Origin of the sequence: Methylobacterium sp. E-065, from assembly GCF_022829605.1 — a bacterium.
Taxonomy (GTDB): Bacteria; Pseudomonadota; Alphaproteobacteria; order Rhizobiales; family Beijerinckiaceae; genus Methylobacterium.
Genome location: NZ_JAKSYD010000204.1, coordinates 38,580 through 63,178, shown reverse-complemented (window position 1 = coordinate 63,178; position 24,599 = coordinate 38,580). Strand labels below are relative to the sequence as shown.

The following is a 24,599-nucleotide window of genomic DNA, read 5'->3' as shown; positions in this document are numbered from 1 at the left end:
TGCCCCTCAACCTCAGAACTCGCTCAAGCGGCGAATGATGCCCAGCTTGAAGTTCTCGAGATGGGCCGCGATGGCATTGGCCGCCGCCGCCGCGTCCCCGGCTCGCAGGGCGGCGACCACCGCCAAGTGCTCGTGATGCACGGCCTCGAACCGTTCGGGCATCCGGCTCAGGTTGAACATCTGCGTCTTGAGCCGCAGATCCTTGATCGTCTTGGCCAGGATCGTATTGTGACTGTGATCGGCGAACAGTTCGTGGAAACGGCGGTCGACCTCCCAGTTGCCCGGGGCATCCGGATCCCCCGCCGCCAGCAGCGCCTCGATCTGTCCCTGCAAATCCTCCAGCACGGCGTCGGTGATCCGGCCCGCGGCGAGCACGACGCTCTCCCGTTCCAGCAGGCGGCGGACGTGCAGGATCTCGATCAGTTCGCGCAGGGAGAACTCCTTCACGACGAGCATCCCGCCGGGCTGCCGCTCGACAAGGCCCTCGGTCTCCAGCCGCGACATCGCCTCACGGGTCGGCGTGCGCGAGATGTCGAGCATCTCGGCGAGGCGACGCTCGTGCAGCACCGTCCCTGCCGGAAGGTCGCGCCGCACCAGCATGTCGAGCAGCTTGTCATAGGCCTTCTGACCCAGGCTCTGTTCGCGCCGGGCGTTGAGCGCCGTCGTGTACGACGATGCGTCAAGGGTCTTCATCGGTTCCTCCCGGAACGGCCGGCCGGGCCGCCCCCGTCTTCTTGTTGGTATGCCGTGTCGCCGCGGCCTTTCACATGGCGTTCGTGCGGATCGGCTCCTTCGGCGCCGGGTCATAGCCGATCAGCGGGGTGATGAGCTTGGCATAGGTTCCGTCGGCGACCATTTCGGCCAGGGCTTTGTTGACGGCCGCATGCAGGTTCGGTTTCCCTTTCTTGATGGCAAAGCCTTTCTGGATGGTGCTGAGCGGGGTCTCGATCATCACCAGCGGCAGCTTGCGGGCCTTGACCGCGTAGTTGCCGGCCACCGCGTCGTTGATCACCGCGTCGATGTTGCCACCGACGAGGTCCTGCATAGCGTCCGCGGCGGTCTTGTAGCTCTTCAAGGTGGCACCGTGGTCCTCGGCGAGCTTGCCGAAGGTCGAGGCCGAGAGGGCGCCCACATTCCGGCCCTTGAGATCGTCCGGACCCTTGATGCCCGTATCCTTGCGGGTGACGATCCGCGCCCCGGATTCGAGCCACCCGTCCGCGAAGGCGACCTGCTTCTGCCGGGCGGGCGTGATGTCCATCGACTCGCTGGTGATGTCGTACTGATCGGCCATCAGGCCGATCAGCAGGGCATCGAACTTGACGTTCACGGGGCTGTATTCGAGCCCGAGCCTGCGGCAGACCTCGCGCATCACCCGGACCTCCAGCCCGTCGAGTTCGCCGCTCGGTGTACGCATGCTGAAGGGCGCGAAGGTGCTGTCGGTCGCCACGATCAGCTTGCCGGGCTCGATCAGTTCCAGCTTGCCCTCGGCCGCCCGGGCCGCGGGAGCAGCCAGCAGGCTGGTGCAGAGGGCGGCGAGTGCGAGGAGGTGTCGGCGGTTCATGGTAGTCTCCAAAGTCGGGACGGGGCTGGAGGTGTGAGCCGCGGCCCGATCCGCGGCGGGCAGGGTTCAGGACAGGCGGGCGTAGCGCCGCTCGAAGAAGGCGGAGAGCTGCGACAAGATCGACGTGAGGCCGAGATAGATCAGCGCCGCCGCGATGTAGAAATCGAACGGGCGGAAGGTGGTGGCGATCATGAGCTGCGCGTAGAGGGTCAGCTCGACCACCGTAATCGTCGAGAGCAGCGAGGTGTTCTTGACCGATGAGATCGCCTCGTTGGTGAGCGAAGGCAGGATCATGCGGAAGACCTGCGGCAGGACGATCCGTGCCATCATGATCCGCGGGTTCATGCCCAAGGCCAACGCCGATTCCATCTGACCCTTGGGGATCGCCGCGAGGCCGGCACGGATGGTCTCGGCGACGTAAGCGCCGCTGCTGACGCCCAGCGCGATGATCCCGGCGGTGATCGGCGAGAGCTTCACGCCCATCTGCGGCATGCCGAAATAGACGATGAACACTTGCACCAGCGTCGGCGTACCCCGGATAAACCAGACGTAGAAGCTCGCCAGGGCCCGGAAGGGCGCGAAGGACGAGCGCTTCCCCAGCGCCCCGAGCAGGCCGCAGACCCAGCTCACGAGGATGCTTGCTACAGTGACGCCGAGTACGACGATGGTCGCCGAGAGGAAGCCGGGGCCGTAGGTGACGACCTCTTCCGAGAGGCTGAGCCACCAGTCCTGCATTGCCGTGACGCTCATCACCGTCCGAACTCCGCGCTGAATATGCGGCTGCTCACGCCGAGTGCCCGAGGCCGACCGGCTCGTGCAGCACGCGCCGGAGGAAGTGGCGCAACCGTTCGCTCCGAGGGGCACCGATGACTTCTTTCGGCAGGCCGTCCTCGGCGATCACGCCGCCGTCGAAGAACAGGGTGCGGGTGCCGACGTCCCGGGCGAAGGCCATCTCGTGGGTGACGAGCAGCATCGTCATCCCGTCCGCCGCGAGGGAGGCCATCAGCGCCAGCACCTCGCCCACCAGCTCCGGATCGAGGGCCGAGGTCACCTCGTCGAACAGCATCACCTTGGGTGCCATCGCCAGGGCGCGCACGATCGCCACGCGCTGCTGCTGCCCACCCGAGAGCTTTGACGGGTAGGCTTGCCTCTTCTCGTAGAGGCCGATGCGCTGGAGCAGCCCCTCAGCCTCTTCGACCGCCTGCCGGCGCGGCATTCGTCGCACTCGGATCGGTGCCTCGATGACATTCTCCAGCACGGTCATGTGCGGCCAGAGATTGTAGCTCTGGAAGACCATGCCGATCCGCGCCCGCAATTCGCAGAGCTGCTGCGGGGTCGGCTGGCGGCGGGCGCCCTGTTCGTAGTCGAAGGAGAACCGCTCGAAATCCATGAAGCCGGCGGTCGGCGTCTCCATGAGGTTCAGGCAGCGCAGGAACGTGCTCTTGCCCGAGCCGCTCGCGCCGATGATCGACACGACTTCGCCCTCGTAGATGTCGAGGGAGATGCCCTTCAGAACCTCGTTGGCGCCGTAGCTCTTGTGCAGCTTCCGGACCTTAAGAAGGGGCGGCGGAGCAGTCTCGGCCTCAGCCATCGTCTGACCTAACTCGTTGTCATAACTTCAGGTTAAACAGCTCATCGGATTTAATTATATTTTTCAAATCGCGCATTATACTTCAAATAACTAAATCATTATTGTTTTATCGATTCGATTTTGCATTTTAATATTGCCATTGTCGCCGTCATGCGATAGTGTCAGCGGTATACCATCGGCATTCAAGCGGTATTTTTGAGCAGGACTGCCTCGAACGTGTTCATTGAGCCTTCCTCCCCCCGCCGCCCCTTCACGGAACCGTGGGGCACCTGCCTCATCGTTCAGCCGATTCATGCAGCCGGCCTGGCGCAGCTCCGCGCGGCGGGGCTCGAGATCCGAGTCGCGACCGACCTTTCCCCCGCGACTCTCGCCCGGGAGGCAGCCGACTGTGTTGCAGTCATCACACGCAATGGCGGCTTCCCCGCAGAGGCGGTGTTGGCCGCGCCCCGGCTGAGGGTGATCGGTGTTCACGGCACCGGGACCGACCCGGTGGCCGTCCCCGAGGCGACACGGGCGGGAATCCCGGTCGTCAATACGCCGGGAGCCAATGCCCAATCCGTCGCCGAGCACGCGATCGGCCTGATCTTCGCCCTGGCGAAGGCAATCCCGCAGGCCGACCGGGCCATGCGGGAAGGCGACCACGACTTCCGCTACGGGGCACGCCTCGTCGAGCTCGCCGGTCTGACACTCGGTCTCGTGGGGTTTGGAGCCATCGGGCAGGCGACCGGACGACTTGCGTCGGCCCTCGGCATGCAGGTGCTCGCCTATGGCCCGACGCGGCCGGATTCCGACTTCGAAGCTTTAGGAGCCGAGCGCGCCGCCTCCCTGCCGGACCTCCTCCTCCGCGCCGACATCGTCTCCCTGCACCTGCCGCTCATGGCCGAGACCCGTGGGCTGATCGGCTCAGAGGAGCTGGCCCGAATGAAGGCTGGCGCTTTTTTGATCAACACCGCCCGTGGTGCCCTGGTGGACGAGGACGCTTTAGCCAGGGCTCTCGCCGCGGGGACCATCGCGGGTGCTGGGCTCGACGTGCTGTCGGGGGACACGCTCGCGCACGATCACCCGCTTCATGGGGAGCGGCGGGCGATCCTCACGCCCCATGTCGCGGCCTCCACCGAGGCGGCCCTGATCCGTGCCGCCGAGCGGGTCGCCGGGCAGGTAGTCGATGTGCTGGCCGGTCGCCGCCCGCCGAAGCTCGTCAACGCGGAGGTCTGGGACAGACGGCGGCATGGTGAAACGGTCGCGGGGTTCTCGGCATGAGCGGGCTCAAAGCGGCCACGGCCGCGGAGGGGGTCGCCATCGACCCGGATTTCTGTGCGGGACTATTCGCGCAGCTTCTGTCCTTCAGCCGCGCCGAGCCCGGGGTCACGCGGGCCGCCTACGGCGAGGGGGAGGAGCGGGCCCACGCACTGATGCGTGCGACCGGGCTGGCACTGGGCCTAAGCGCTGAACGCGATGCCGCCGGCAACCTCTTCCTGACGATGGCGGGACGCGACCCGGCGCTGGCGCCCTGGATGGTCGGCTCGCACGTCGACACGGTGCCCCACGGGGGCAACTTCGACGGCGCGGCCGGCGTGATCGGCGGCCTCGCGGCGGTGGAGGCCCTGCGCCGGGCGGGGATCGTGCCGGCGCGCCCCGTGACGGTGGCGGTATTCCGGGCCGAGGAGAGCGTGTGGTTCCCGGCCTCCTATGTCGGCAGCCGCGCCGCCTTCGGCCTGCTGCCGCCCGACGTACTCGACCTGCCCCGCGCGGATACCGGCCGGAGCCTGCGCGACCACATGGCCGAGCTCGGCCTGGGGCCGGAGGCGGTGGCACGGGGCGAGCGGCTGCTCGACCCGACGCGGATCCACGGCTTCGTGGAGATGCATATCGAGCAGGGGCCGGCGCTGGAGGTGGCCGGGATCCCGGTGGGCTTCGTCACGACGATCAGCGGCAGCTTCCGCTACCGCAAAGCCGCCTGCTTCGGCATCTACGGCCATTCTGGTGCCGTGGCACGGTCCGAGCGCAGCGACGCCGTCTTCGCCCTCGCCGACCTGATCACCGGCCTCGATGCCCTGTGGGGCACGCTGGAGGGTGAGGGACGGCCCGCCACGATCACGCTGGGCGAGGTCGCCACCGACCCGGTCCAGCACGCCTTCGCCAAGATTCCCGGCGAGGTCCGCTTTTGCCTCGACGTGCGCAGCACCGAGCCGGCCGTTCTCGACCGGATCGAGGCGGCCTTGGCCAAACTGGTTGCCGCCATCGAGGCCGCCCGCGGTGTGCGCTTCGTCCTGGGCGAGCGTACGGGCAGCACGCCGGCCCAGATGAGCTCGGCGCTGATCGAGGCCCTGTCGGGCCATGCACGCCGGCTCGGGATGCCGTTCCGGACCATGCCGAGCGGGGCGGGACACGACACCGCGACCCTCTCCGGCCAGGGCGTGCCGAGCACGATGATCTTCATCCGCAACCAGAACGGCAGCCACAACCCGGACGAGGCGATGCGGATCGAGGATCTCTGCGCGGCCGCGACGCTGGTGGCCCACCTCGTCGCCGAAGTCTGATCCCGCAGAGAAAACCCGCGCCAAAGGATGCACCGATGATCGTCGATTTGAACTGCGACATGGGCGAGGGCTTCGGCATCTATCGCCTCGGCGACGACGCCGAGATGCTGACAGTGGCTACCTCGGCCAACATCGCCTGCGGTTTTCACGCCGGCGACCCGCTGGTCATGCACGAGACCCTGCGCGGCGCCGCCGCGAACGGTGTGCAAGCTGGCGCGCATCCGAGCTTCCTCGACCTCTGGGGATTCGGCCGGCGGCCGATCCACGGCGAGCGACCGGCCGACATCGAGAAAGCGGTTCTCTACCAAGTCGGTGCCCTCCTGGCGCTCGCCCAGGATGCCAGCTGCTCGGTGCGCCACGTGAAGACGCACGGGGCGATGGGCAACATGGCTAACGAGGATGCCGACCTCGCCCTGGCGGTGGCGCGGGCGATCCGCACCCTCGACCGCGACCTGATCTTCGTGGTGATGCCGGGCTTGGAGACCGAGAAGGCCGGGGAGAAGCTAGGCCTACCGCTCGCGCGCGAGATCTACGCCGACCGCGCCTACGCGGATGACGGCACGCTGGTGTCGCGCAAACTCCCCGGCGCCGTGCTGCACGATCCCGATACCGTCACGGAGCGCGTGGCGCGGATGCTGGAGGACGGCGCGATCACCTGCTTGTCTGGCCGGCGCATCCCGACGCGGATCGACACCGTCTGCGTCCACGGGGACACGCCCGGCGCCGTCGTTATGGGCCGCCGCTTGCGCGAGGATTGCGCGACCAAGGGGATCGCCGTGCGCCCGATGGCCGAGGTGCTCGGTGTTTGAGCCCGGCTACCGGCTGCTCGATTGCGGTGACCGGGCCCTGACGGTGGAACTGGGCAAGACGGTCCATCCCGCCGTCAACGCGCAGGTCATCGCCCTGGACGCGGCGCTCCGCGGCGCAGGGCGCTCGGGCCTCCGGGAGACCGTGCCGACCTATCGCTCGCTCCTAATCCTCTATGACCCGGACCTCCTGCCCCGGGCCGACCTCGTCGCGCTGATTGCCGCGCACTGGCCGCCCCCGGACGGGGCGGCGAGGACGCTGCGCCGCTGGCGGGTGCCGGTTCATTACGGCGGCGAGCACGGCGCCGACCTCGCCGACCTCGCCGCCGGGGCCGGGCTCAGCCCGGAGGCGGTGGTCGCCCTTCATGCCGGCCGCGATTACCGCGTCTACATGATCGGTTTCGCCCCCGGCTTCGCCTATCTCGGCGGCCTCGATCCCCGCATCCATGCGAGCCGACGCACCGATCCCCGACCCAAGACCCCCGCGGGCAGCGTCTCGATCGGTGGCAATCAGACTGGCGTCTCGCCGCCCCTGGAATTGCCGAGCGGCTGGCAACTCATCGGCCGCACGCCCGCACGCTCCTACGATCCGGCGCGGGCCGAGCCGTTCCTGTTCACGGCCGGCGACCTGATCCGGTTCGAGCCGATCGACCGCGCCGCGTTCGACGAACTCAGCGAGGCGGCCCGCGCCGGCGAGACCGTCGCCACCCTGGAGCGGATCGATGCCTGAGGGCCTGCGCGTGATCGCCCCTGGTGTCGCCTCGACCCTGCAGGATGCCGGGCGGCCGGGCTACCTCCGCTACGGCATCTCGGGGTCCGGCGCGATGGATCCCGACCTGCTGGCCCTGGCCAACGGCCTCGTCGGCAACCCGTTCGATGCCGCGGTGATCGAAATGGCGATGGTCGGCCCGACCCTCGTCTGCGAAGCTGAAACCTGCCGTGTCGCGCTAGCCGGCGCGCCCTTCGCGATGGCCCTCGGCGGCCGCATCCTCGACCCCTTCACGGCCTGTGATCTCCGGCGCGGCGACCGGCTCACCCTCGGCGCGCCGCGCCACGGCCTGCGAGCCTATCTCGCGGTCGCGGGCGGCTTTGCCGTGGCGCCGATGCTCGGCAGCGTCTCGACCCACACCCGCACCCGCCTCGGGGGCCTCGCCGGCGAAGCCCTCGCCGCGGGCGACCTGCTGCCGTTGCGCGCGCCCGTCCCCGCGGGCCGCCCCCTGACCCTGCCACTAGTCCACCGGCCGCGCCTCGGCGGGCCGATCCGAGTGGTGCTCGGGCCGCAAGCAGACGGCTTCACGCCGGAGGGCATCCATACCTTCCTGTCGGCACCCTACACCCTGTCGGCGCGGGCAGATCGGATGGGCTGCCATCTCGACGGGCCAGCGATCGCGCACGCCGACGGGTTCAACATCGTCTCGGACGGGATCGTGAACGGCTCGATCCAGGTGCCCGGGCACGGGCGCCCGCTCATCCTGCTGGCCGACCGCCACACGACGGGGGGCTACCCGAAGATCGCCACGGTGATCTCGGCTGATTTCGGCCGCCTCGCACAGGTGCGGCCGGGCGAGGCGATCCGCTTCGAGGCGGTGTCCGTCGAGGCCGCGCAGGCGCTGGCTCGCGAGGCGCGGCGGGCGCTGGCGGCGCAGCTGGCCGCGCTCGTCCCCGCCGGCGGCGGGGATCTCGACAGCGGCTTCCTGCTCGCCTGCAACCTCGTCGGCGGCGTCGTGTCGGCGACCGCCTGCGAACCGGCCGCCTGAAGGCAGGCCCACCCCCTCTCACCTACCGAAGGACAGCACCGATGCCCACGCCGTTCCACCTCGCCTACCACGTCATCGATCTCGACGAGGCGCGCCGCTTCTACGGCGGCGTGCTCGGCTGCGAGGAAGGTCGCAGCACGGACACCTGGGTCGATTTTGACTTCTTCGGCCACCAGCTCTCTCTGCATCTAGGCGAGCCCTTCGCGACCACCCGGACCGGGAAGGTCGGCACGCACATGGTGATGATGCCGCACTTGGGCGTGGTGCTGCCGCTCGACGCCTGGGAGGCGCTGGCCGCCCGCATCGAGGCTGCGGGCATCGCCTTCGACATCCCGCCGGTGGTGCGCTTCGCGGGCGAACCGGGCGAACAACGTACGATGTTCTTCTTCGACCCGAGCGGCAACCCGATCGAGATCAAAGGCTTTCGAGAGTTCGCAGGCGTCTTTGCGCACTGACGCCGGCTTGCCGTCCCCCCTCTCGGGAGACGGCAGTCTCGCTCTTCTGTAGCGACCAAAAGTCGATCAGCAGCGCCGATCGAGGGGTGTTTTCAAGCGTCCGTTTCCGGGAAGAACGGCAGGCTGCTGGAACGTCCGGCATGGGCGCAAAGCCGAACGGCCGGTTTTGCTCTCATTAGCTGCCCAGCAGGGCGTAATATGTCCGAAATCGGAATGGCGGCTTCGGGGCAAAACTGCTCGAAAGCAGATGGCCGTCTATCGACACAACGCTGCCGCTCGGACCTCGATTGATCCTCCCTCGGTTCCACGGACACCTCTGATACGCTCCTTGCGAGCTGGGAAGGTGTTTGATGGCGAAGACGAGACGGGAGTTCACGCCGGAGTTCAAACGCGAGGCGGTGGCCCTGCTGGAGAGCAGTGGCTGACCACAGACGCAGATCACGGCCGAACTTGGGATCCAACCCTCCATGCTGAGGCAGTGGCGCACGGCGTTGATGGGAGGCTCTTCACCACCACGGACAGCAGCATCACCGGGAACCGCGGCTGCGAGCCCGGTGGTTTCCCCCTCCGACCAAGCCGCCGAGATCGCTCGTCTGCGGCGTGAACTCGATCGGACGCGCATGGAGCGCGACGTCCTTAAAAAAGCGATCGGCATCTTCGCGGAGATGCTCAAGTGGCGTTCGCCTTCATCGAGTAGCATGCGAGCACCTGGCCGGTGCGCCTCATGTGCCGCGTGCTCGAAGTCTCCCCCAGCGGCTATTACGGCTGGCGATCCCGTCCCGAGAGTGCGCGGTCGGCGTCCAACCGCCGCCTTCTCGACGACGTCCGGCGTATTCATGCCGGGCATCACAGGCGCTACGGCTCGCCTCGGGTGCATGCCACCCTCTGTGCGGAGGGACGAACGGCCAGTCGCGGGCGGGTGGAGCGCCTGATGCGCCGTCATGGTATCCGAGCCCTGGGAGGTCGCCGACTCCGGCCCTGCACGACCGACAGCCGCCACGATCTGCCGATCGCCCCCGACCTCCTGAAGCAACAGTTCTTGGCGGCGTTGCCCAACACAGTCTGGCTGGCAGATATCACCTACCTCCCCATCGGCGAGGGCTGGCTCTACCTGGCCGCCGTGCGCGATCTCGCCACTCGCAAGATCGTCGGCTGGTCCATGCGCGAGCATATGCGGACCGAACTGACGTCGGCGGCCCTGATGATTGCCACCCAACGGCAACGACCGGGGGCTGGGCTCATCTGTCATTCCGACTGCGGCAGCCAGTACGCCGCCGAGGCCTATCGAAAGCAGCTCGTCGGCATGAAGGCGACGCCCTCCATGAGCCGGACCGGCTGCTGCTAAGACAACGCCCCGATGGAAAGCTTCTTCCACACCCTCAAGGTCGAACTCGTCCACCAGCGACGATGGGCGAACCGCGACGAGGCCCGGCGCGACTTGTTCGCCTACATCGAAGGCTACTACAATCGGCAGCGCATCCACTCGGCACTCGGCTACATCAACCCCCGAGCAAGCCGAACGGAACGCGAGATAAGCCCCCTGTCCGTGGAACCGGGGGAGGATCAGACCAGGCGACCCACCGTATACATAAGGCTAGGCTTTGGCCTCGTCCCTGTGTGCGATACACCGGTGCTTGCCTTGGAGGACCGCTCGCCTATTCACCCATCCTCAGCCAGCTTGAGGCCCCTGCGGCGTGCAACTTAGGCGATGCCCGTAGCAGGAGCATCGTGGACCGAACAAAGGTGTTCCCGGACCGAGCATGACGACCTTCGGAAACAGTGCATCCAGCGCCTACGACCTTCTGCTTGCTGAGCTCGAAGACGGTGCGCTGCCGCCGGGCACGCGGCTGCGTGAGGCTGACCTTGCCGAGCGGCTGCAGATCAGCCGCACCCCGGTCCGCGAAGCGCTCAAGCGACTGGAGCAGCAGGGCCTTATCGTCCACGAGCCGCACCGCGGCGCGGTTATCGCCACGCTCGATTACACGCAGGTGGCGGAACTGTACCTCTTGCGCGAGGTCCTGGAGGGGACTGCGGCTCGCCTCGCCGCCCAGCATGCGACCGCCGTGGAGATCAGCGTACTGGCCGACATGGTGGAGCGCGATCGCGCCATCGCCACGCAGCCGCGCGAGTTGGCCCGGACGAACCGCCAGTTCCACCAGCAGCTTCGCAACGCCGCGCGGAACAGGTTCCTAGATCAAACCTTGGAAAGTATGCGGCTCACGCTGGCATTGCTTGCAAACACTACGCTAGCGGCTCCAGGGCGTGGACCGACCTCCGTAGAGGAGCATGCCGCCATCGTGGCGCGCATTACAGCACGTGATCCGGACGGGGCGGAAGCAGCTGCGCGGCAACACATCCTGAACGCCTTCCGCACCCGCATCAAGGTGCATCAGCAACCGCCCCGCCCGTAGTGCTTCTAGGAGAGTGCTGGCGCCCCTTCCGGCGCCTTGGCCTTCCGACGAGACAGAATGACGGAACCCAAGCTGACCAAGGCAGCGAAGGTGAGCCACAGGGCCGGCGCGGCCCGGTCGCCAGTCTGATGGATCAGCGCCGTTGAGACCAACGGTGTCAGTCCGCCAAACAGGGCGGTTGCCAAGCTGAAGGCGAGCGAAAACCCGGCCGTGCGTACCCGCGCAGGCATGATCTCGGCCAATGTCGGGATCATCGCCCCATTGTACAATCCGAAATAGGACGAGAAGAGCAGCACGGTGGTCAGCAGCTTGGGAAAGCTAGGGGCATCAGCCAGCCAGTTCATGCCGGGGTAGGCGGTCAGGATCGCAAGCACCGGGATGAGGAGCAGGAGTGGATAGCGCCCGATTCGGTCGGAGATATGCCCACCGATCGGAAGCCAGATGAAGTTCGAGATGCCGACACAAAGCGTGACGATGAGCACACCGGTCGTATCCAAATGCAACGCTTCGCGTCCGAAGGTGGGCGTATAGGCGGTGATAAGGTAGAATATCGTCGTGGTCAGCACCGACATGCCCGCGCCGGTCAGCACGATCCGCCAGTTTTCGGCGATGATACGCAAAACTTCCGCGCCGCTATGGGCATGCTTCATTTTCTGGAATTCTTCTGTTTCTGCCAGGCTCTGGCGGAGAAACAGGATGACCGGTATAATCGCGCAGCCGATGAGCAACGGGATACGCCAGCCCCAGGCGGTCATCTGCTCGGTCGTTAGCATCGCGCTCAGCGCGGCCCCAATCAGTGCAGCGACGACCACCGCCGGCTGTTGGCTCGCGGACTGCCATGACGTGTAGAAGCCGCGTCGGCCCGGGGTGGCGATCTCAGCCAGATAGATGGAGACGCCGCCGAGCTCGGCGCCGGCGGAGAACCCCTGCAACAGCCGTCCAGCCAAGATGATCAGCGGCGCCAATATCCCGAGCGTTTCGTAGCCGGGCGTGATCGCGATGGAGAGCGTGCCCGCCGCCATTAGCCCCAGCGTTACGAGCAGACCTTTCCTGCGGCCGTGCCGGTCGATGTAGGAGCCAAGTATGATCGCCCCCAAAGGGCGCATGAAGAAGCCAACGGCAAACGTCGCCAACGAGAGCATAAGGGACACAATGGCGTTATCCGCCGGGAAGAACGTCTTGCCAATGTAAAATGCATCATAGCCATATACAAAGAAATCATACTGCTCAAGAAAATTTCCACTCGCGACGCGAAGCACATCTCCAATTTTCTTGCGGCGCTCTTCTTGAGTCAGCATGACGCTATTTCCTGCCTTGCGATAATTTTATTGCTGGCGCCGCCTTCAGCTTGGTAGGGCGAAGGTTTTCATGGCGCAGTCTTCCAAGACGGGCAAGACGTGCTTCCCATTCGAGTTCGCGTGTCGGTGCAGGCTAGTGCGACGTCCCGCTTCTCGTGCTCGCCGAGCCTTTGCCCCTCAGGACGCAGCCTTCGGCGAGGTCTTCGCCAAGGCCCGGGCGGCGGAGGGCGAGGGTTCGTGCAGGCTCTCGCGCTCCTTCGCCGAACGGACCAGGGCCGCGTAGCGGTACAGGCCGTGGACGAATTTGCCGTAGGGCATAGTGAGGAAGAAACCGAACACCGCGCCGAGGTGGATAGCGAGCAGCGTCCCCATCGCGGGGGTGGCACGGAAGACCAGCAGCGCGAGGCCGGTGACGCCGAGCGCCAACAGCATCAGGATGAAGGCCTGCTCCATCCCACGCCCGCTCTCCTCGCATAGGATCGGATCCCGGTCCGCCTTGGCGCGCAGCAGTCCTAGGGGGCCGATCACGAGGCCGATGCCGCCCAGTGTGCCGAGCACCACTGGCAGATCCCAGATGGGATAGGGTGCCTCGCGGCCGAGCAGGTAGTGATACAGCGTCGCCGTCGAGGTCGAGGCGAAGCACAGCATGAAGCCGTAGAAGGTGAGGTGGTGGTAGAGCCGACGCCGGTCCTTGGTAGGCTTTTCATCGACGTTCATGCAGCCCGCACCGCCGCCGTCGAGGTAGCGCAGGCTGAGCGCGTCCCGCGAGGCCTGGGCGTTGTAGTCGGGCACACGCAATGTCTCCCGCGTCTCGCCGATGTCCCGCCAGAAGGCCCGCAGGCCCATCCCCATGGCGACGAGGGTGTAGAGGAGGGCTGCACTAAAGACGAGCGCCATCGCGTTGTGCGGCATTAGCCGGTAGAACGCGCCTTCGCCAGTCTGCTTGCTGAACAGCGTCCCTGGGTCGTTGCTGAGCATGAACCCGAACAGGAAGACCGCTACGGACAGCGCGGCCACCGTTGCGATGGTCACGCCGTTCCGGGCGAAGGCGGGGGCAAGCGCCCGGGGCCACGCGTACCGTGCGTAGGACTCGTTGCGCACCTGCGCCAGCACCTTCGGCACGTTCACAGCAAAGGCGTGCGGCGGCGAGAACTGGCAGTCGTAGAAGCAGGCGCCGCAAGAGTGGCAGAGGTTGGCGAGGTAGTTGAGGTCGCCATCCGCGAAGGAGCGGCGCATCTCCATGGCCGGGAACACCGCGCAGAGCCCCTCGCAGTAGCGGCAGGAGTTACACACGGTCATCAGCCGGTCCGCCTCGGCAAGTGCTGCGGTGGCGTGGTGTAGCGTGGTTCCGGCTATCTTCGTTTCAGTTGCGAGCATTGCGCGCGGCCTCCCGCCCGGCGATGCGGCCGAACACGGCCCCGATGGTCATTCCGATTCCGGCGGCGTAGCCCTCGCCAAGGACGTTGCCGGCCATGATCTCGCCGGCCGCGAAAATGTTCGCGGCAGGGCGCCCATCCGCCATCAGCATTCGGGCTTCCTTGTTCACCCGGGTGCCGAGATAGGTGAAGGTGATGCCCGGCCGCACCGGATAAGCGTAGAAGGGCGCCACCTCGATCCGCCGGGCCCAGTGGGTCTTCGGAGGGCTCAATCCCTCCGTGCGGCAATCGTCGAGGATCTTGTCGTCAAAAGTGCCGGGCTGTACCGCCGCGTTGAAATCATTGACCGTTTTTCTGAGTGCGTCGGGATCGAGGCCAAGTTCGCAAGCAAGTTCGGGGATCGTCCCCGCCGCGATCGGCGGGTAGAGTGAGGGCATGAACAGCTTCAGCGAGGACGCGTCGAAGATGATGTAGGCGATCTGGTCCGGCTGGGCGGCCACGAGCCTCCCCCAGATCGCGTAGCGCTTAGGCCAGATGTCCTCGCCCTCGTCGTAGAAGCGCTCAGCGTTCTTGTTAACGACGATGCCGAACACCACGCAGTCGAGCCGGGTGATGATGCCGCCGTCGTATTTTGGCGCTCGGGCGTCGATAGCTACTGCGTGGCACTGCGTCGGGTCGCCAACCTCCTGCACGCCCTTGTCGAGGAGCAGCTTGAGGATCGTGCCCTTGTTGTTGCCGGTTCCGCGGATGAGAAAGTTGTCGGCGGCCTCGCCCCAATACTGTTTCAGCCACGTGATATTCGATTCGAACCCACCCGCCGCCGCCACCAAGGCGCCGGCCGTCACCATCTCGCCGTCCTTCATCGTCGCGGAGATGAACATGCCGTCCTCAATCACGAGGTCGGTCACCTCCGCCTCGTAGCGGATCTCGACGCCGAGCCGTTCGGCCGTGGCGTAGAGGGCGTTGAGCATGGCGCGACCGCCGCCGAGGAAGAACGAGTTCGTCCGGCCGAGCGAGAGGGTGCCGCCGAGGGAGGGCTGCCAGCGCACGCCCTGCTCGGCGATCCAGGTGAGCATCGCCTTCGACTCGTGGATCATGTGCCGGGCCAGCACCTCGTCAGTCTTGCCCTTCGTGACGCGCAGAAGGTCCTCGAAGAACTCGTCCTCCGTGTATGGGCCGGTGAGGATCTCGGTCGCCTCGTCGTGGGCGCAGCGCATGTTGCGGGTGTGGCGGGTGTTGCCGCCGCGCCAGAAGGCGCTCGACGCCTCCAGCACGAGGACCGAGGCGCCCTCGCGGCGAGCGCTGATGGCGGCACAGAGCGCCGCGTTGCCGCCGCCGATCACCAGGACGTCGTAGCGATGTTCGACCCGAGGCAGGTTGGCCTCCCGATTTTTAGTATCGTTATGCGCCTACGTACACCGCCTTACTGCACGATGGAAGACGCTGGTATTGGATTGCACTGGATTGTTTTTATTTGGAAGGTTATGGATGGGCTGGCGGCATTTTGCTGGGACTATTGACGCCGCGGCGCGCCACGGATGCCCGGAAGCGAGCCCAGGCGGAAAGGGTGCGGGCCCTGGCTCGTGCATGAGCATGCGCGCCGCCATGCAGCGGGCCGTCGACACCTGGAATATCAACCTGCTGCGCCTCTGGCGCGGCCGCAACCCCTTCGAGGCTGACGACAACGCGCGACCGGCGGCATGCCCGCCCCGGCCACCCTTCTCGCGCTGGCTTGCTGAGCCGCGGACCCAGCGCACCAGAGTTTGAAAACAGGCCTTTTTGCAAATATCATTTACAGTATTAATAAGAATGGCGGATCCAGCAGATAATGATGTCTTTGTTCTTGATTTCCGAGTTAAAACCAAGATTCGTACGGTCGCAGCAGCGCAGATGCAGCCTGGAATCTTAATCGTTCTAGCGGCGTTCGACCATCCTCAGTTAATTACCGGATAGCCGCTTTTTCCAAAGTAGTGCCCGAAAGCGGAACGACAGAAATCCACCCAACCGAGCCGTTCAGAGGCACCTGCCTATTCGACAGGAGCTGACCGGAACTGGCCGACAGCGGCCGGTCCGCTTCGGGGAAAAAGCACTGGAGAAGCGGACAGCTTTTTGATGACCCAATTCAGCTGTTCGGACGGCTGTCGGCGCTCCCCCAAGGCGGCCGTCCGTTAGCCAACTTGAAATTTCGGAAGAGGTGGACATATGAAGTTGAGTCGTTACTCGAAAGCCGACAATATACTAACGCTGTACCAGCTAACGACTGCGATCTGGCCACGAAAGTTCGGATTTTTATGTAAAATTTCTAGGCGCATCCAAAAACAATAAGTTGATTCTAAAGGGATTACTTTTGCTGGAACATCAGCAAATCGATGTAGACCGTCTGGCGCCTGGCTCGTCGAATCGGCACCGAAAGCCTTGCGATCTCATTGGAGCTATTCTAAAAAGGCTAGAGCGTCGCGGATGGCCTACGTCGTATGGTCGATCAGGAAGGCTTGTTCTGGCTCAGCGACGCGCAGTGGGCTGTCATTGCCCCCTACATGCCTAACTCAGTCGCCGAGCACCTAGACGACCGTCACACCGTGTCCGGCATCATCCATGTGTCGCTGACAGGATGCCGGTGGCCAGATTGCCCGGCAGTGTACGGTCCGCGCGGCTCCGTCTATCGACGTTTCAGTCGATGGCGCCATCGACCCTTCTGGTCGGCCATGCTGAAGAAGCTGTCCGATGCCGGGTGGACCGATGAAGCCTGCGCCCTCGATCCCGTGGCGATGGCGCGATCACGTCCACGCCGGCGTGGCCTGAGGATCGACCGCAAATGGCGCCCCCCCCCGGAGCGACCATCTGACGACCGACACACCACAGATTGAGTGGTGCGCCGCAGGCTCAACGCATGGCAGGCGAACTGCAGGAGTGTCTCCTCACCACTTATAGCTGATGCTCGCCAATACCTGTCTCGCCTGACCGTAAAAACAGGCGTTGACCGTCTGACAGGACGAGACGAAGCGCCGATCAGCGATGTTCGTTGCGTTCACCTGGAAGCGCCAACGATCCCAGTTGTAGTGAACCTGCGCGTCGAACAGCACGTACTCAGGCACGTGGAAAAGATTGGCCTGATCCGCGAAGGACCGACCGATGTAACGCGCACCGCCGCCGAACCCGAAGCCGCGCAGCTCGCCTGTCGGGAAGGTGTAGTCGAAGAACACGTTGGCGAAGTTCTCCGGGGTGTTCACCGGAACCTTACCGATGAGGGTGGGATCACCGTTCTTCTCGTTGGTCAGCCCGTAGATTGTGTACGAGGCGGACACGTTGAGGCCGCTGAACACGGTGGCGGTGAGCTGCGCCTCGAATCCGGTCGAGCGCACCTCGCCGAGCTGCGACTGGAACTGTGGGTTGGTTGGGTTCGCCGTCAGCACGTTCTGGCGGTGGATGTCGAAGCCGGCCAAGGTGACGAAGTAGCCCTGGCCCGGCGGCTCGAACTTGACGCCACCCTCGATCTGGTCACCCGTCTCGGGCCTGAACGTTCGGTTGTTGATGTCGGTGCCGATCAGAGGCTGGAATGAGGTCGAGTAGCTGACGTACGGCGCGAGGCCGAAGTCGAAGTTGTAGATCAGCGCCGTACGGTAGGTGGTCGCGGTATCATTGCGACCGTCGTTCCGGGCGCCATTGGTGAGCTTGTCGTTGATCCGGTTCTCGGCGAAGTCCTGGCGAACACCGACCAACAGGGTCAGTTGGTCGGTGAGCTTGATCTGATCCTGCCCGTAGAGGCCGAGCTGCTTGAAGGTGTCGAAGTTGACCTGGTAGGGACCCGGCGTGCCGGCGGGACCACCGTAAGCAGGGGCCAGGATGTTGAGGTCCGGCGCGGAGTAGAACGGGTTCGCGCCGAAGTTCGTGCCCTGATTGTCGCTCAGGCGGTAATCCTTGTAGTCGACACCCATGAGCAGATCATGGCGGAAGAAGCCGTCGAAGAAGCGCGCCTCTGCCTGATTGTCGACCTGGAAGATGTTGACCCGGTCCTTCACGAGGAACTGGTAGCGGGCGAGCTGGGTCTGCGTCGCGTCTCCGAAGGCGTAGCCGTTGCCGATGTACGAGTTCTGATAGCTGTCGCCGAACGAGTAGCGCAGGTTCTGACGGAACGACCACGTGTCGTTGAAGACGTGCTCGAACTGGTAGCCGAGGAACGCCTGATCGCGCTGGAAGGTGTTGAAGTCGCGATCCCCGACGTTGGTCGAGCGCAGGATGCGCAGGCCAAGCGCCTGCGGGCGAACCGTGCCGGCGTAGGGCAGGAAGTTCGCCGACACGCCGGTCGTGTCATGCTGGAATGCGGTCAGGACCGTGAAGGTCGTCGCCCCGTCCGGCTTGTAGGTGAACGCGGGTGCGATGAAGTAGCTGTTGTCCTGCAGACCGTCGATCTGCGTGCCACCGTTGCGGCCGTATCCGGTCAAGCGATAGAAGTAGTGCCCCTCCTTGTCGACCGGGCCGCCGACGTCGAAGGCGGCGTACTTCTGACCATACGAGCCGCCGCCGACCTCGACGTAGCCGAACGGATCCTCGGTCGGGCGCTTGCTGACCTGGTTGATGATGCCGCCGATCGGGCCGGCGCCGAACAGCACCGCAGCGGGCCCGCGCAGCACCTCGACGCGCTCCAGCCCGAAGGTGTCGTAGCGGAAGTAGCCGAAGCCGTAGTTCAGCGTCTGCAAGCCGTTCAGGTAGAGGCCGTAGTCGCTCGCCACGAAGCCGCGCAGGAGGAAGTAGTCCAAGCGCGTGTCGTAGCCGAACGGGCTGGCGTAGGTGCCGGCCACGTACTGCGTCGCCTGGGATAGGTTCTGCGCGTTCTGGGCGTCGAGTTGCTGGCGTCCCACGACGGTGATCGACTGCGGCGTCTCGATCAGCGGCGTGTTGGTTTTGAGAGCGGTGACGGAGCGCTTGGCCACGAAGCCGTCGATTGGCCCATTCGGGTTCTCGGGCCGGCCGGGTCCCGGTTGTCCGGACGAGACCGGCCCATAGCGCTCACCGGCGCCCCGGCTCTCGACACTCAACTCGTCGAGCTGCACGCTACCTGCGTTCGCCGAGACGCCCCGTCGCGGCGTGTTCGCCTCCTGAGCGGAGGTTCGTCCCATCGCGCCGCCGAGCACCGCGAGGGAAGCGCCCGCGAGGGCGAGCCAGCGTACCATGGTGTGTTGAGTGCTAATGATCTTCATAGCCCCGAGCCCGATCCAAGCAGCCGCCCGCGCTCGCCGCAAAGAGATGCGACGTGGCTGCCTTGTTGTTTGAAATTGTTATAAACTGCTGTTTTGCTTTACTTTTCTGCTTAACGGATACGGTTGAGACACAGGATGGACAAGACGGTTAGACCCCAACTTCGGTGGATACGGTGGACCAGTTGCAGCGAGGTCACAGCCGCGGACCGGTCACCGCACACCTCGCATCGGCAAACTTAGCGCAACGGCGTGTGAGGCTTCGGTCGCGAATAGTAAGCATCACAGGTTGATGCCACTGAAGATTCTATGCGACCGCCGAGGGTACAGCTGGCGACTAATTTATCTTCATTCATCCCATCCAGGCAGCCGTCCTAGAATCGTTGCGCCATCGCGATCACGCGACGCTGAGACCGCGCGGTGAGTTCGAGCCGCAGGGTGATGATGGGGAGGGGATAGTCATAGTTGCGAACGAGAGCGGGGCCTTCGTCGCCCAGCCACGCTGCTTGGCTGCAACCCTGCGGGCGAGGTGCCGAGCGATAGTGGCTGAGGATGCGGTGGGTTCGGTGTGCGGTTAAGTCCACGTTGAGCGGGAAGGTTTATTCCCTGGTCGAACCGTTGGTGTGGTCTGAGGCGGTTGGACGAGGTCGATGGAACGGTCAGCGCAGTCCACGGATACGTCATCGGCGGCGGCCGATGAGCATGAGGCGGTGATCGGAGCTGCCGAGGAGGCGGTCCTAGAGCCCCTGGCAGACTTCCCGCACATCGACCTGCGCTCGGGCGTGGAGCCGTGGGAGAAACGTCGCGCCGCCGGCAAGATCCTGCGCCTGGATCTACCGCATTCGGCTCATGCCGTGCTCGATCTCGCCCGCGACCGTCCCGACCCGGTCACGCTCATCGAGGCGGCCCACGACGGGCGACAGTCGCACCTGCTTCCGCTGCGGGTCGCCCGCATGGCGTCCTCGCCGTTCGCCTTCCTACGCGGGGCTGCTCAGGTCATGGCCTGGGATCTCGCACAGGGACCTCGCGGGGCGATCGACGTGGTGATGAACGGAGATGCCCATATCTCGAACTTCGGCCTGTTTGGCTCACCCCAGGGCGAGGTGGTGCTCGACCTCAACGACTTCGACGAGGTCACGGTCGGGCCGTGGGAGTGGGACCTGAAGCGCCTGTGCGCGAGCATCGAGGTCGCCGCGCGGGATGCCGACGTCCCGCCGGCCGAACGGCGGCAGGCGGTACTGAGCGCGGTGGCTGGTTACCAGCACACGATGGACGACCTCGCCCCGCGCGGTTCGCTCGACGTCTGGCAGCGCGCGGCGCGAGCCGAGGACCTCGCTTTCGCCGGCATCGAGATCGACGCGCGTTCGCAGGCCGTGGTGCGCAAGGCTGTCGAGAAGGCGCGGCGGAAGAACAACACGAGCTTGCTCGATCGAGTGGGCGAGCGGCGCACGGACGGCGGCTGGCGCTTCCGCGAGGAGCCGCCGATCCTCGTCCGCGTCGACGAGGCGACGCGCGAGGCTGTCACCACCGGCCTGGAGCGTTACGCCGAGACGCTGCCGCGCGAGCGGCGGTTCATGCTCAGCCGCTACCACGTGGTCGACGTCGCACACCGCGTCGTCGGCGTCGGCAGCGTCGGCACCCGGGCGTACGTCGCGCTGCTGTGCGGCAACTCGGACCAGGACGCGCTCTTCCTCCAGGTCAAGGAAGCTGTGCGACCGGCCCACGCGCCGTATCTACGCGGCATGCCCAAGCCCTACGCCGACCATGAGGGCGAGCGCGTAATCTACGGCCAGCGCCTGCTGCAGGCGGTGGGCGATCCGCTGCTGGGCTGGACGAAGATCGATGGTCGGCCGTTCTACGTGCGCCAGATGAAGAACATGAAGGGCGAGATTCCGGTCGCGCGCATGACCGGCCGGTCGCTGCTGTACTTCTCGCACGCCTACGGCGCCCTGCTGGCCAAGGCCCATGCGCGGACCGGGGATGCGGCGGCGATCGCGGGCTATTGCGGCCACGATGGCCGCGCTGACCTGCGGGAGGCCCTCGCCGATTGGGCGATGGCCTACGGTGACCGGAACGAGGCGGACTATCAGGCGTTCCGGACGGCCATCGCGGCGGGCAGGCTCCGAGCGGCCGACGACCCACATCTTTGATCTGGCGCATGCGTCGACGGGCTGATCACTCGGACGACGTCGTCATCCCGGATCCGTCGGCCTGATCAGATCCCAGCCCACCGTGTTGATGCTCGGCGGGATCGGCTCCGTAGAGCGTCGTCAGGAGCGCCGAGAGGTCGGAGAAGGACAGCCCGGCCTTCTGCACCACGCGGTCGGCCTGCCCGGCCAGCTGGCGGAAGTCGTCCGCCGTGACGTCCTTGGCCGTCAGAACCACCACGGGAATGTCGTACCACTCCGGGCGGGTGCGCAGCAGGCGCAGGAAGCCGAAGCCGTCGAGTTCCGGCATCATCAAATCGAGCAGGATCAACCGCGGCCGGTGCTCGCCGACCGCCGCCAGGCCCGCTCGGCCGTCCGCCGCCGTGACCACCTGCCAGCCGTCCCGGGTGAGCTGGGATGCCATCAACGCGCGCAGGTCGCCGTCGTCGTCCACGACCAGCACCGGCCCGTCATGGTCCTTCGGCCGGAACCGCTCCATCGCTTCCTTCAATTGTACCCAGTCGACCGGCTTCTGCAGGTAGTCGGTCGCCCCGAGCGAGAACGCGAGGTTCTGCTCGTCGAGCACCGTGACCATGATCACCGGCAGATCGCCGAGCTCCGGGTCGGCGCGCAGGGTGCGCAGCACGGCCCATCCATCCATGCGCGGCATGGTTACGTCCAGCAGGATCGCGCGCGGACGCCGCGTGCGCGCCTGCTCGAGCCCTGCCATTCCATCAGCCGCCGTTGCGACGTGGAAGCCTTCCTTGGCCAGGAAGCGGGCGAGCAGGTCACGGGTGGCTTGATCGTCGTCGATGACCAAGACCTCGCTGCCGGCTATCGACTCGGCCGAGGGTTGCGGCGCCCGCGGGGATCTCGCCTGCGCCTGTCTCTCCTCGCCCTCGGCCACGCTCGCCAGCAGCGTCAGGGTGAAGGTCGTACCTTCACCCTGACGGCTCTCGACCGCGATGTCGCCGCCGAGCATGTGCGCGAACGCCCGGGTGATCGCCAACCCGAGCCCCGTGCCGCCGAAGCGCCGCGTGGTCGAGGCGTCGGCCTGACTGAAGCGCTGGAACAAGCGTGACGCCTGCTCCTCGCTCATGCCGATGCCGGTGTCGGCCACCGCGAACACCAGCCGATCACCCTCGGCGTCCGTCTGCCGGCGTGCCGACAGCGTAATTTCCCCGCCTTCCGTGAACTTTGCCGCGTTGCTCAGCAGGTTGATCAGGCACTGGCGCAGCTTGGTCGCGTCCGTGTACGCACCGCCAAGCCCGTCCGCGATGTCGAGGACCAGGGCGTTGCCCTTCTTCTCCACCAGGGCTTCCACCGTGGCGGCGACGTCGCGCACGGTCGCGGCGACGTCGATACTTTCCGGGTACACCTCCATGCGCTCGGCCTCGATCTTCGACAGATCGAGCACGTCGTTGATCAGCCCGAGCAAGTGGCGCGCGTTCGCCTCGATCTTCTTCATATCGGGCAGCAGGTCCGCCTGGCCGGCGTCCTCCATCTCCTCCTGCAGCATCTCCGAGTAGCCGATCACCGCCGACAGCGGGGTGCGCAGCTCGTGGCTCATGTTCGCCAGAAACTCGGACTTCGCGCGGTTGGCCTCCTCGGCGGCGTCCTTCGCCGCCGCGAGGACGTGCTCGGAGCGCTTGCGCGCGTCGATGTCGGACACCACCACGACAGCGCCGATGAGCGCGCCTTCGGCATCCCGCATCGGCGCGCCGGCGAAGCCGACCCAGGCGCGGGCACCGTCGCCGCGCTGATAGTCGACCTCCAGCTCGGACTGTGGCTCGCCGGCGCGCACCACCTGGATCAGCGGCCACTCGCTCGGCTCGACCGGCCGGCCATTCTCGTGGAAGCCGACCCAGCGGGCCGGTCCCTCGCCGGGTTGCGCGGGCAGCACCCCGTGCCCGAGGATCGTCTCGGCGCGGGCGTTGTGGCCGGTGATCCGTCCGGACGGCGCGTCGGCGATGAGCACGCCCACCGGCAGTGTGTCGAGAACGCTCCGCAGCAGCGCTTCGCCCGCTCGGACCTGGGCCTCGGACAGGACGGCCGTAGTTACGTCCGCCACGACGAGGCCGACGCCGGTGGCCACAGCCGACCCTTCATCCTGGCTCAGCGGGTAGAAGCTCATGCGGAAGTGGCGCATCCCGCCCGGCGCGCTCTCGCTCGCCACGCTGACCGGCACGTCAGCGCTGACGAGGCCGTGGTCGCGCGCCGCCTCCAGCAGCGGGGTGAGCTGATCTTCCAGCTTAGGGAGAAGCGTCCAGATCGGTGCGCCGAGATCCGCGCCGAAGCCGCGCTCGCTCATCGTCGCCAGGGCGCGGTTCATGTGACGGATGTTAAACCCGCCGTCGAGGAAGCCCAGCCCGACCGGGGCATTGGCGAGCACGCCCTCGAACAGCCCGCTGCTGCGTTGGCTCTCGCGGCGCCGTACTATCGTGAGGCGGACCAGCAGCACGATCGCGAGGGTCGCGCAAAGCAGGCTGAACGCCGTCAGAGCGGTGTAGCGCAAGCTGTCGCGACGGTCGTTCTCCGCCGACGCCTCCGCGGCGGATCGGTTGGCCGTCGCGGTGGCGGCACGGATCGCATCCATCAGGCGCTTGCCCGCGCCGGTCTCGATCAGGGCTTCTGCGCTGTCGAACCCCTGGTCACGCCGCGCGATCACGACCCGGTCGGAGAACACCGTCTCATCGCCGATCAGCTTGCGCACGGGAGCGAGTGCCGCGATCGCTGGATCGGAAGAGCCACCGTCGAGATTGTCGAGGAAGGCGCTCTCACCGGGGATGCGGCCGAGAGCATCTGCATAGGGTTCGAGGTACTCGGGCTTGCCGGTGAGCGCGTAGCCGCGCATGCCGGTCTCCAAATCCTTCATCGTCGAGAGCAGGCGCTCGCTGTGGCCGATCAACTCTCGGCGGTGCAACCGTTCGCGACGAGCGGCATCGCCGGCCACGAAGTTCCACCCGACCGCCGTCAAGGCCAGGGCGAGCAGGGCGTAGGCGAGCGGCGAACTGGGCAGCCCGGCGAGCGGACGCGCGCCCCGCAGGCCTGGATGCTGGATCAGCGGGTGGGTGTCGGGCATGCGAGCTACCTGCGCCCTCCACGATCGGGCATCGGCAAGTCGTAGCCGGGTTCACACATGATGCGCGAGCCCTGGCATCTAATTCGAATTTGCAATCAAAGCGCCCTGCGATGGAAGCGACTACAGGGTCTCTTCGTACCTCGTACGGTCGCAGATACCCATGTTTCTAGGTCTGGCTGAAACCGGCCGGTCTGCTTCGAAGCCGTTTTGTCGGGAAAAGCGGACGACCTCCTACCGACCCGACCCTGCCGCCATGACCGTTGACAGCCTTCCCCGGCAGAGCGAGCGTACGTCTGCCATTCGGCAGGTTCGGTCTGGGGTGGAAACCGCACCCTGCTATTTCGCCCTAAAGCGAGCGCGGAGTGCAGCGTTCCAATAGG

Annotated in this window: 18 protein-coding genes and 1 pseudogene; 10 read left to right on the top strand and 9 right to left on the bottom strand. The window is 66.0% G+C overall.

Annotated features, from left to right (window positions below):
- Positions 1–12: 12 nt before the first annotated feature.
- From MKK84_RS25095 to MKK84_RS25080, 4 genes are all read right to left on the bottom strand, one after another.
- On the bottom strand, positions 13–693 hold the full coding sequence (locus tag MKK84_RS25095; RefSeq protein WP_243924751.1) for a GntR family transcriptional regulator: 681 nt from the start codon (positions 691–693) through the stop codon (positions 13–15).
- Between the two features lie 70 nt (positions 694–763).
- Entirely contained in the window at positions 764–1,561 is a 798-nt protein-coding gene (locus MKK84_RS25090; RefSeq protein ID WP_243924750.1) for a transporter substrate-binding domain-containing protein, read from the bottom strand.
- 66 nt (positions 1,562–1,627) lie between these two features.
- The gene (locus MKK84_RS25085) at positions 1,628–2,311 is read right to left on the bottom strand and encodes an amino acid ABC transporter permease (protein WP_243924749.1); all 684 of its coding nucleotides are present in this window, start codon (positions 2,309–2,311) and stop codon (positions 1,628–1,630) included.
- Positions 2,312–2,345: 34 nt separating this feature from the next.
- Positions 2,346–3,152: an amino acid ABC transporter ATP-binding protein gene (locus MKK84_RS25080; RefSeq protein WP_243924748.1), complete on the bottom strand. Its 807-nt coding sequence runs from the start codon at positions 3,150–3,152 to the stop codon at positions 2,346–2,348.
- 216 nt (positions 3,153–3,368) lie between these two features.
- On the opposite strand from MKK84_RS25080, the gene MKK84_RS25075 reads away from it, so the two are divergent.
- The 8 genes and pseudogenes from MKK84_RS25075 (at position 3,369) to MKK84_RS25040 (ending at position 11,121) form a co-directional block, all read left to right on the top strand.
- The gene (locus MKK84_RS25075; RefSeq protein WP_243924747.1) at positions 3,369–4,412 is read left to right on the top strand and encodes a hydroxyacid dehydrogenase; all 1,044 of its coding nucleotides are present in this window, start codon (positions 3,369–3,371) and stop codon (positions 4,410–4,412) included.
- A complete protein-coding gene (locus tag MKK84_RS25070) occupies positions 4,409–5,692 on the top strand; it encodes a Zn-dependent hydrolase (protein ID WP_243924746.1) in 1,284 nt (427 codons plus the stop codon). Before MKK84_RS25075 ends, MKK84_RS25070 begins: the two co-directional genes overlap by 4 nt.
- Positions 5,693–5,727: 35 nt before the next feature.
- The gene (locus tag MKK84_RS25065) at positions 5,728–6,501 is read left to right on the top strand and encodes a LamB/YcsF family protein (RefSeq protein ID WP_243924745.1); all 774 of its coding nucleotides are present in this window, start codon (positions 5,728–5,730) and stop codon (positions 6,499–6,501) included.
- The gene (gene pxpB, locus MKK84_RS25060) at positions 6,494–7,228 is read left to right on the top strand and encodes a 5-oxoprolinase subunit PxpB (RefSeq protein WP_243924744.1); all 735 of its coding nucleotides are present in this window, start codon (positions 6,494–6,496) and stop codon (positions 7,226–7,228) included. The genes MKK84_RS25065 and pxpB overlap by 8 nt, the downstream gene beginning before the upstream one ends.
- On the top strand, positions 7,221–8,255 hold the full coding sequence (locus tag MKK84_RS25055; RefSeq protein WP_243924743.1) for a biotin-dependent carboxyltransferase family protein: 1,035 nt from the start codon (positions 7,221–7,223) through the stop codon (positions 8,253–8,255). Before pxpB ends, MKK84_RS25055 begins: the two co-directional genes overlap by 8 nt.
- A 41-nt stretch (positions 8,256–8,296) precedes the next feature.
- The gene (locus tag MKK84_RS25050) at positions 8,297–8,710 is read left to right on the top strand and encodes a VOC family protein (protein WP_243924742.1); all 414 of its coding nucleotides are present in this window, start codon (positions 8,297–8,299) and stop codon (positions 8,708–8,710) included.
- 350 nt (positions 8,711–9,060) lie between these two features.
- Positions 9,061–10,245 (top strand): annotated as a pseudogene (locus tag MKK84_RS25045) (IS3 family transposase).
- 225 nt (positions 10,246–10,470) lie between these two features.
- Entirely contained in the window at positions 10,471–11,121 is a 651-nt protein-coding gene (locus MKK84_RS25040; protein WP_243924741.1) for a GntR family transcriptional regulator, read from the top strand.
- Between the two features lie 5 nt (positions 11,122–11,126).
- On the opposite strand, the gene MKK84_RS25035 is transcribed toward MKK84_RS25040, so the two are convergent.
- The 3 genes from MKK84_RS25035 to tcuA all read right to left on the bottom strand — a co-directional run bounded on the left by MKK84_RS25035 (position 11,127) and on the right by tcuA (position 15,171).
- The gene (locus MKK84_RS25035) at positions 11,127–12,419 is read right to left on the bottom strand and encodes an MFS transporter (protein ID WP_279599703.1); all 1,293 of its coding nucleotides are present in this window, start codon (positions 12,417–12,419) and stop codon (positions 11,127–11,129) included.
- 177 nt (positions 12,420–12,596) lie between these two features.
- On the bottom strand, positions 12,597–13,796 hold the full coding sequence (gene tcuB / locus MKK84_RS25030; RefSeq protein WP_279599702.1) for a tricarballylate utilization 4Fe-4S protein TcuB: 1,200 nt from the start codon (positions 13,794–13,796) through the stop codon (positions 12,597–12,599).
- The gene (gene tcuA / locus MKK84_RS25025; RefSeq protein ID WP_243924766.1) at positions 13,783–15,171 is read right to left on the bottom strand and encodes an FAD-dependent tricarballylate dehydrogenase TcuA; all 1,389 of its coding nucleotides are present in this window, start codon (positions 15,169–15,171) and stop codon (positions 13,783–13,785) included. The genes tcuB and tcuA overlap by 14 nt, the downstream gene beginning before the upstream one ends.
- A 1,098-nt stretch (positions 15,172–16,269) precedes the next feature.
- Between tcuA and MKK84_RS36000 the strand changes: the two genes are divergently transcribed.
- The gene (locus tag MKK84_RS36000; RefSeq protein ID WP_409566543.1) at positions 16,270–16,662 is read left to right on the top strand and encodes a transposase; all 393 of its coding nucleotides are present in this window, start codon (positions 16,270–16,272) and stop codon (positions 16,660–16,662) included.
- Between the two features lie 51 nt (positions 16,663–16,713).
- Here MKK84_RS36000 and MKK84_RS25020 read toward each other — a convergent pair whose 3' ends face one another.
- Positions 16,714–18,993: a TonB-dependent siderophore receptor gene (locus MKK84_RS25020; RefSeq protein WP_243924739.1), complete on the bottom strand. Its 2,280-nt coding sequence runs from the start codon at positions 18,991–18,993 to the stop codon at positions 16,714–16,716.
- A 647-nt stretch (positions 18,994–19,640) separates the two neighbouring features.
- Here MKK84_RS25020 and MKK84_RS25015 point away from each other — a divergent pair.
- A complete protein-coding gene (locus MKK84_RS25015; RefSeq protein WP_147939983.1) occupies positions 19,641–21,140 on the top strand; it encodes a DUF2252 domain-containing protein in 1,500 nt (499 codons plus the stop codon).
- 25 nt (positions 21,141–21,165) lie between these two features.
- Here MKK84_RS25015 and MKK84_RS25010 read toward each other — a convergent pair whose 3' ends face one another.
- Positions 21,166–24,219: a response regulator gene (locus tag MKK84_RS25010; RefSeq protein ID WP_243924738.1), complete on the bottom strand. Its 3,054-nt coding sequence runs from the start codon at positions 24,217–24,219 to the stop codon at positions 21,166–21,168.
- Positions 24,220–24,599: the final 380 nt, after the last annotated feature.

Excerpts from the sequence above, each read along its gene's own strand:
- MKK84_RS25095 (WP_243924751.1), bottom strand. The coding sequence starts at position 693 with ATGAAGACCCTTGACGCATCGTCGTACACGACGGCGCTCAACGCCCGG.
- MKK84_RS25090 (WP_243924750.1), bottom strand. The coding sequence starts at position 1,561 with ATGAACCGCCGACACCTCCTCGCACTCGCCGCCCTCTGCACCAGCCTG.
- MKK84_RS25085 (WP_243924749.1), bottom strand. The coding sequence starts at position 2,311 with ATGAGCGTCACGGCAATGCAGGACTGGTGGCTCAGCCTCTCGGAAGAG.
- MKK84_RS25080 (WP_243924748.1), bottom strand. The coding sequence starts at position 3,152 with ATGGCTGAGGCCGAGACTGCTCCGCCGCCCCTTCTTAAGGTCCGGAAG.
- MKK84_RS25070 (WP_243924746.1), top strand. The coding sequence starts at position 4,409 with ATGAGCGGGCTCAAAGCGGCCACGGCCGCGGAGGGGGTCGCCATCGAC.
- MKK84_RS25065 (WP_243924745.1), top strand. The coding sequence starts at position 5,728 with ATGATCGTCGATTTGAACTGCGACATGGGCGAGGGCTTCGGCATCTAT.
- MKK84_RS25055 (WP_243924743.1), top strand. The coding sequence starts at position 7,221 with ATGCCTGAGGGCCTGCGCGTGATCGCCCCTGGTGTCGCCTCGACCCTG.
- MKK84_RS25050 (WP_243924742.1), top strand. The coding sequence starts at position 8,297 with ATGCCCACGCCGTTCCACCTCGCCTACCACGTCATCGATCTCGACGAG.
- MKK84_RS25040 (WP_243924741.1), top strand. The coding sequence starts at position 10,471 with ATGACGACCTTCGGAAACAGTGCATCCAGCGCCTACGACCTTCTGCTT.
- MKK84_RS25035 (WP_279599703.1), bottom strand. The coding sequence starts at position 12,419 with ATGCTGACTCAAGAAGAGCGCCGCAAGAAAATTGGAGATGTGCTTCGC.
- tcuB (WP_279599702.1), bottom strand. The coding sequence starts at position 13,796 with ATGCTCGCAACTGAAACGAAGATAGCCGGAACCACGCTACACCACGCC.
- MKK84_RS36000 (WP_409566543.1), top strand. The coding sequence starts at position 16,270 with ATGGTCGATCAGGAAGGCTTGTTCTGGCTCAGCGACGCGCAGTGGGCT.
- MKK84_RS25020 (WP_243924739.1), bottom strand. The coding sequence starts at position 18,993 with ATGAAGATCATTAGCACTCAACACACCATGGTACGCTGGCTCGCCCTC.
- MKK84_RS25015 (WP_147939983.1), top strand. The coding sequence starts at position 19,641 with ATGGAACGGTCAGCGCAGTCCACGGATACGTCATCGGCGGCGGCCGAT.
- MKK84_RS25010 (WP_243924738.1), bottom strand. The coding sequence starts at position 24,219 with ATGCCCGACACCCACCCGCTGATCCAGCATCCAGGCCTGCGGGGCGCG.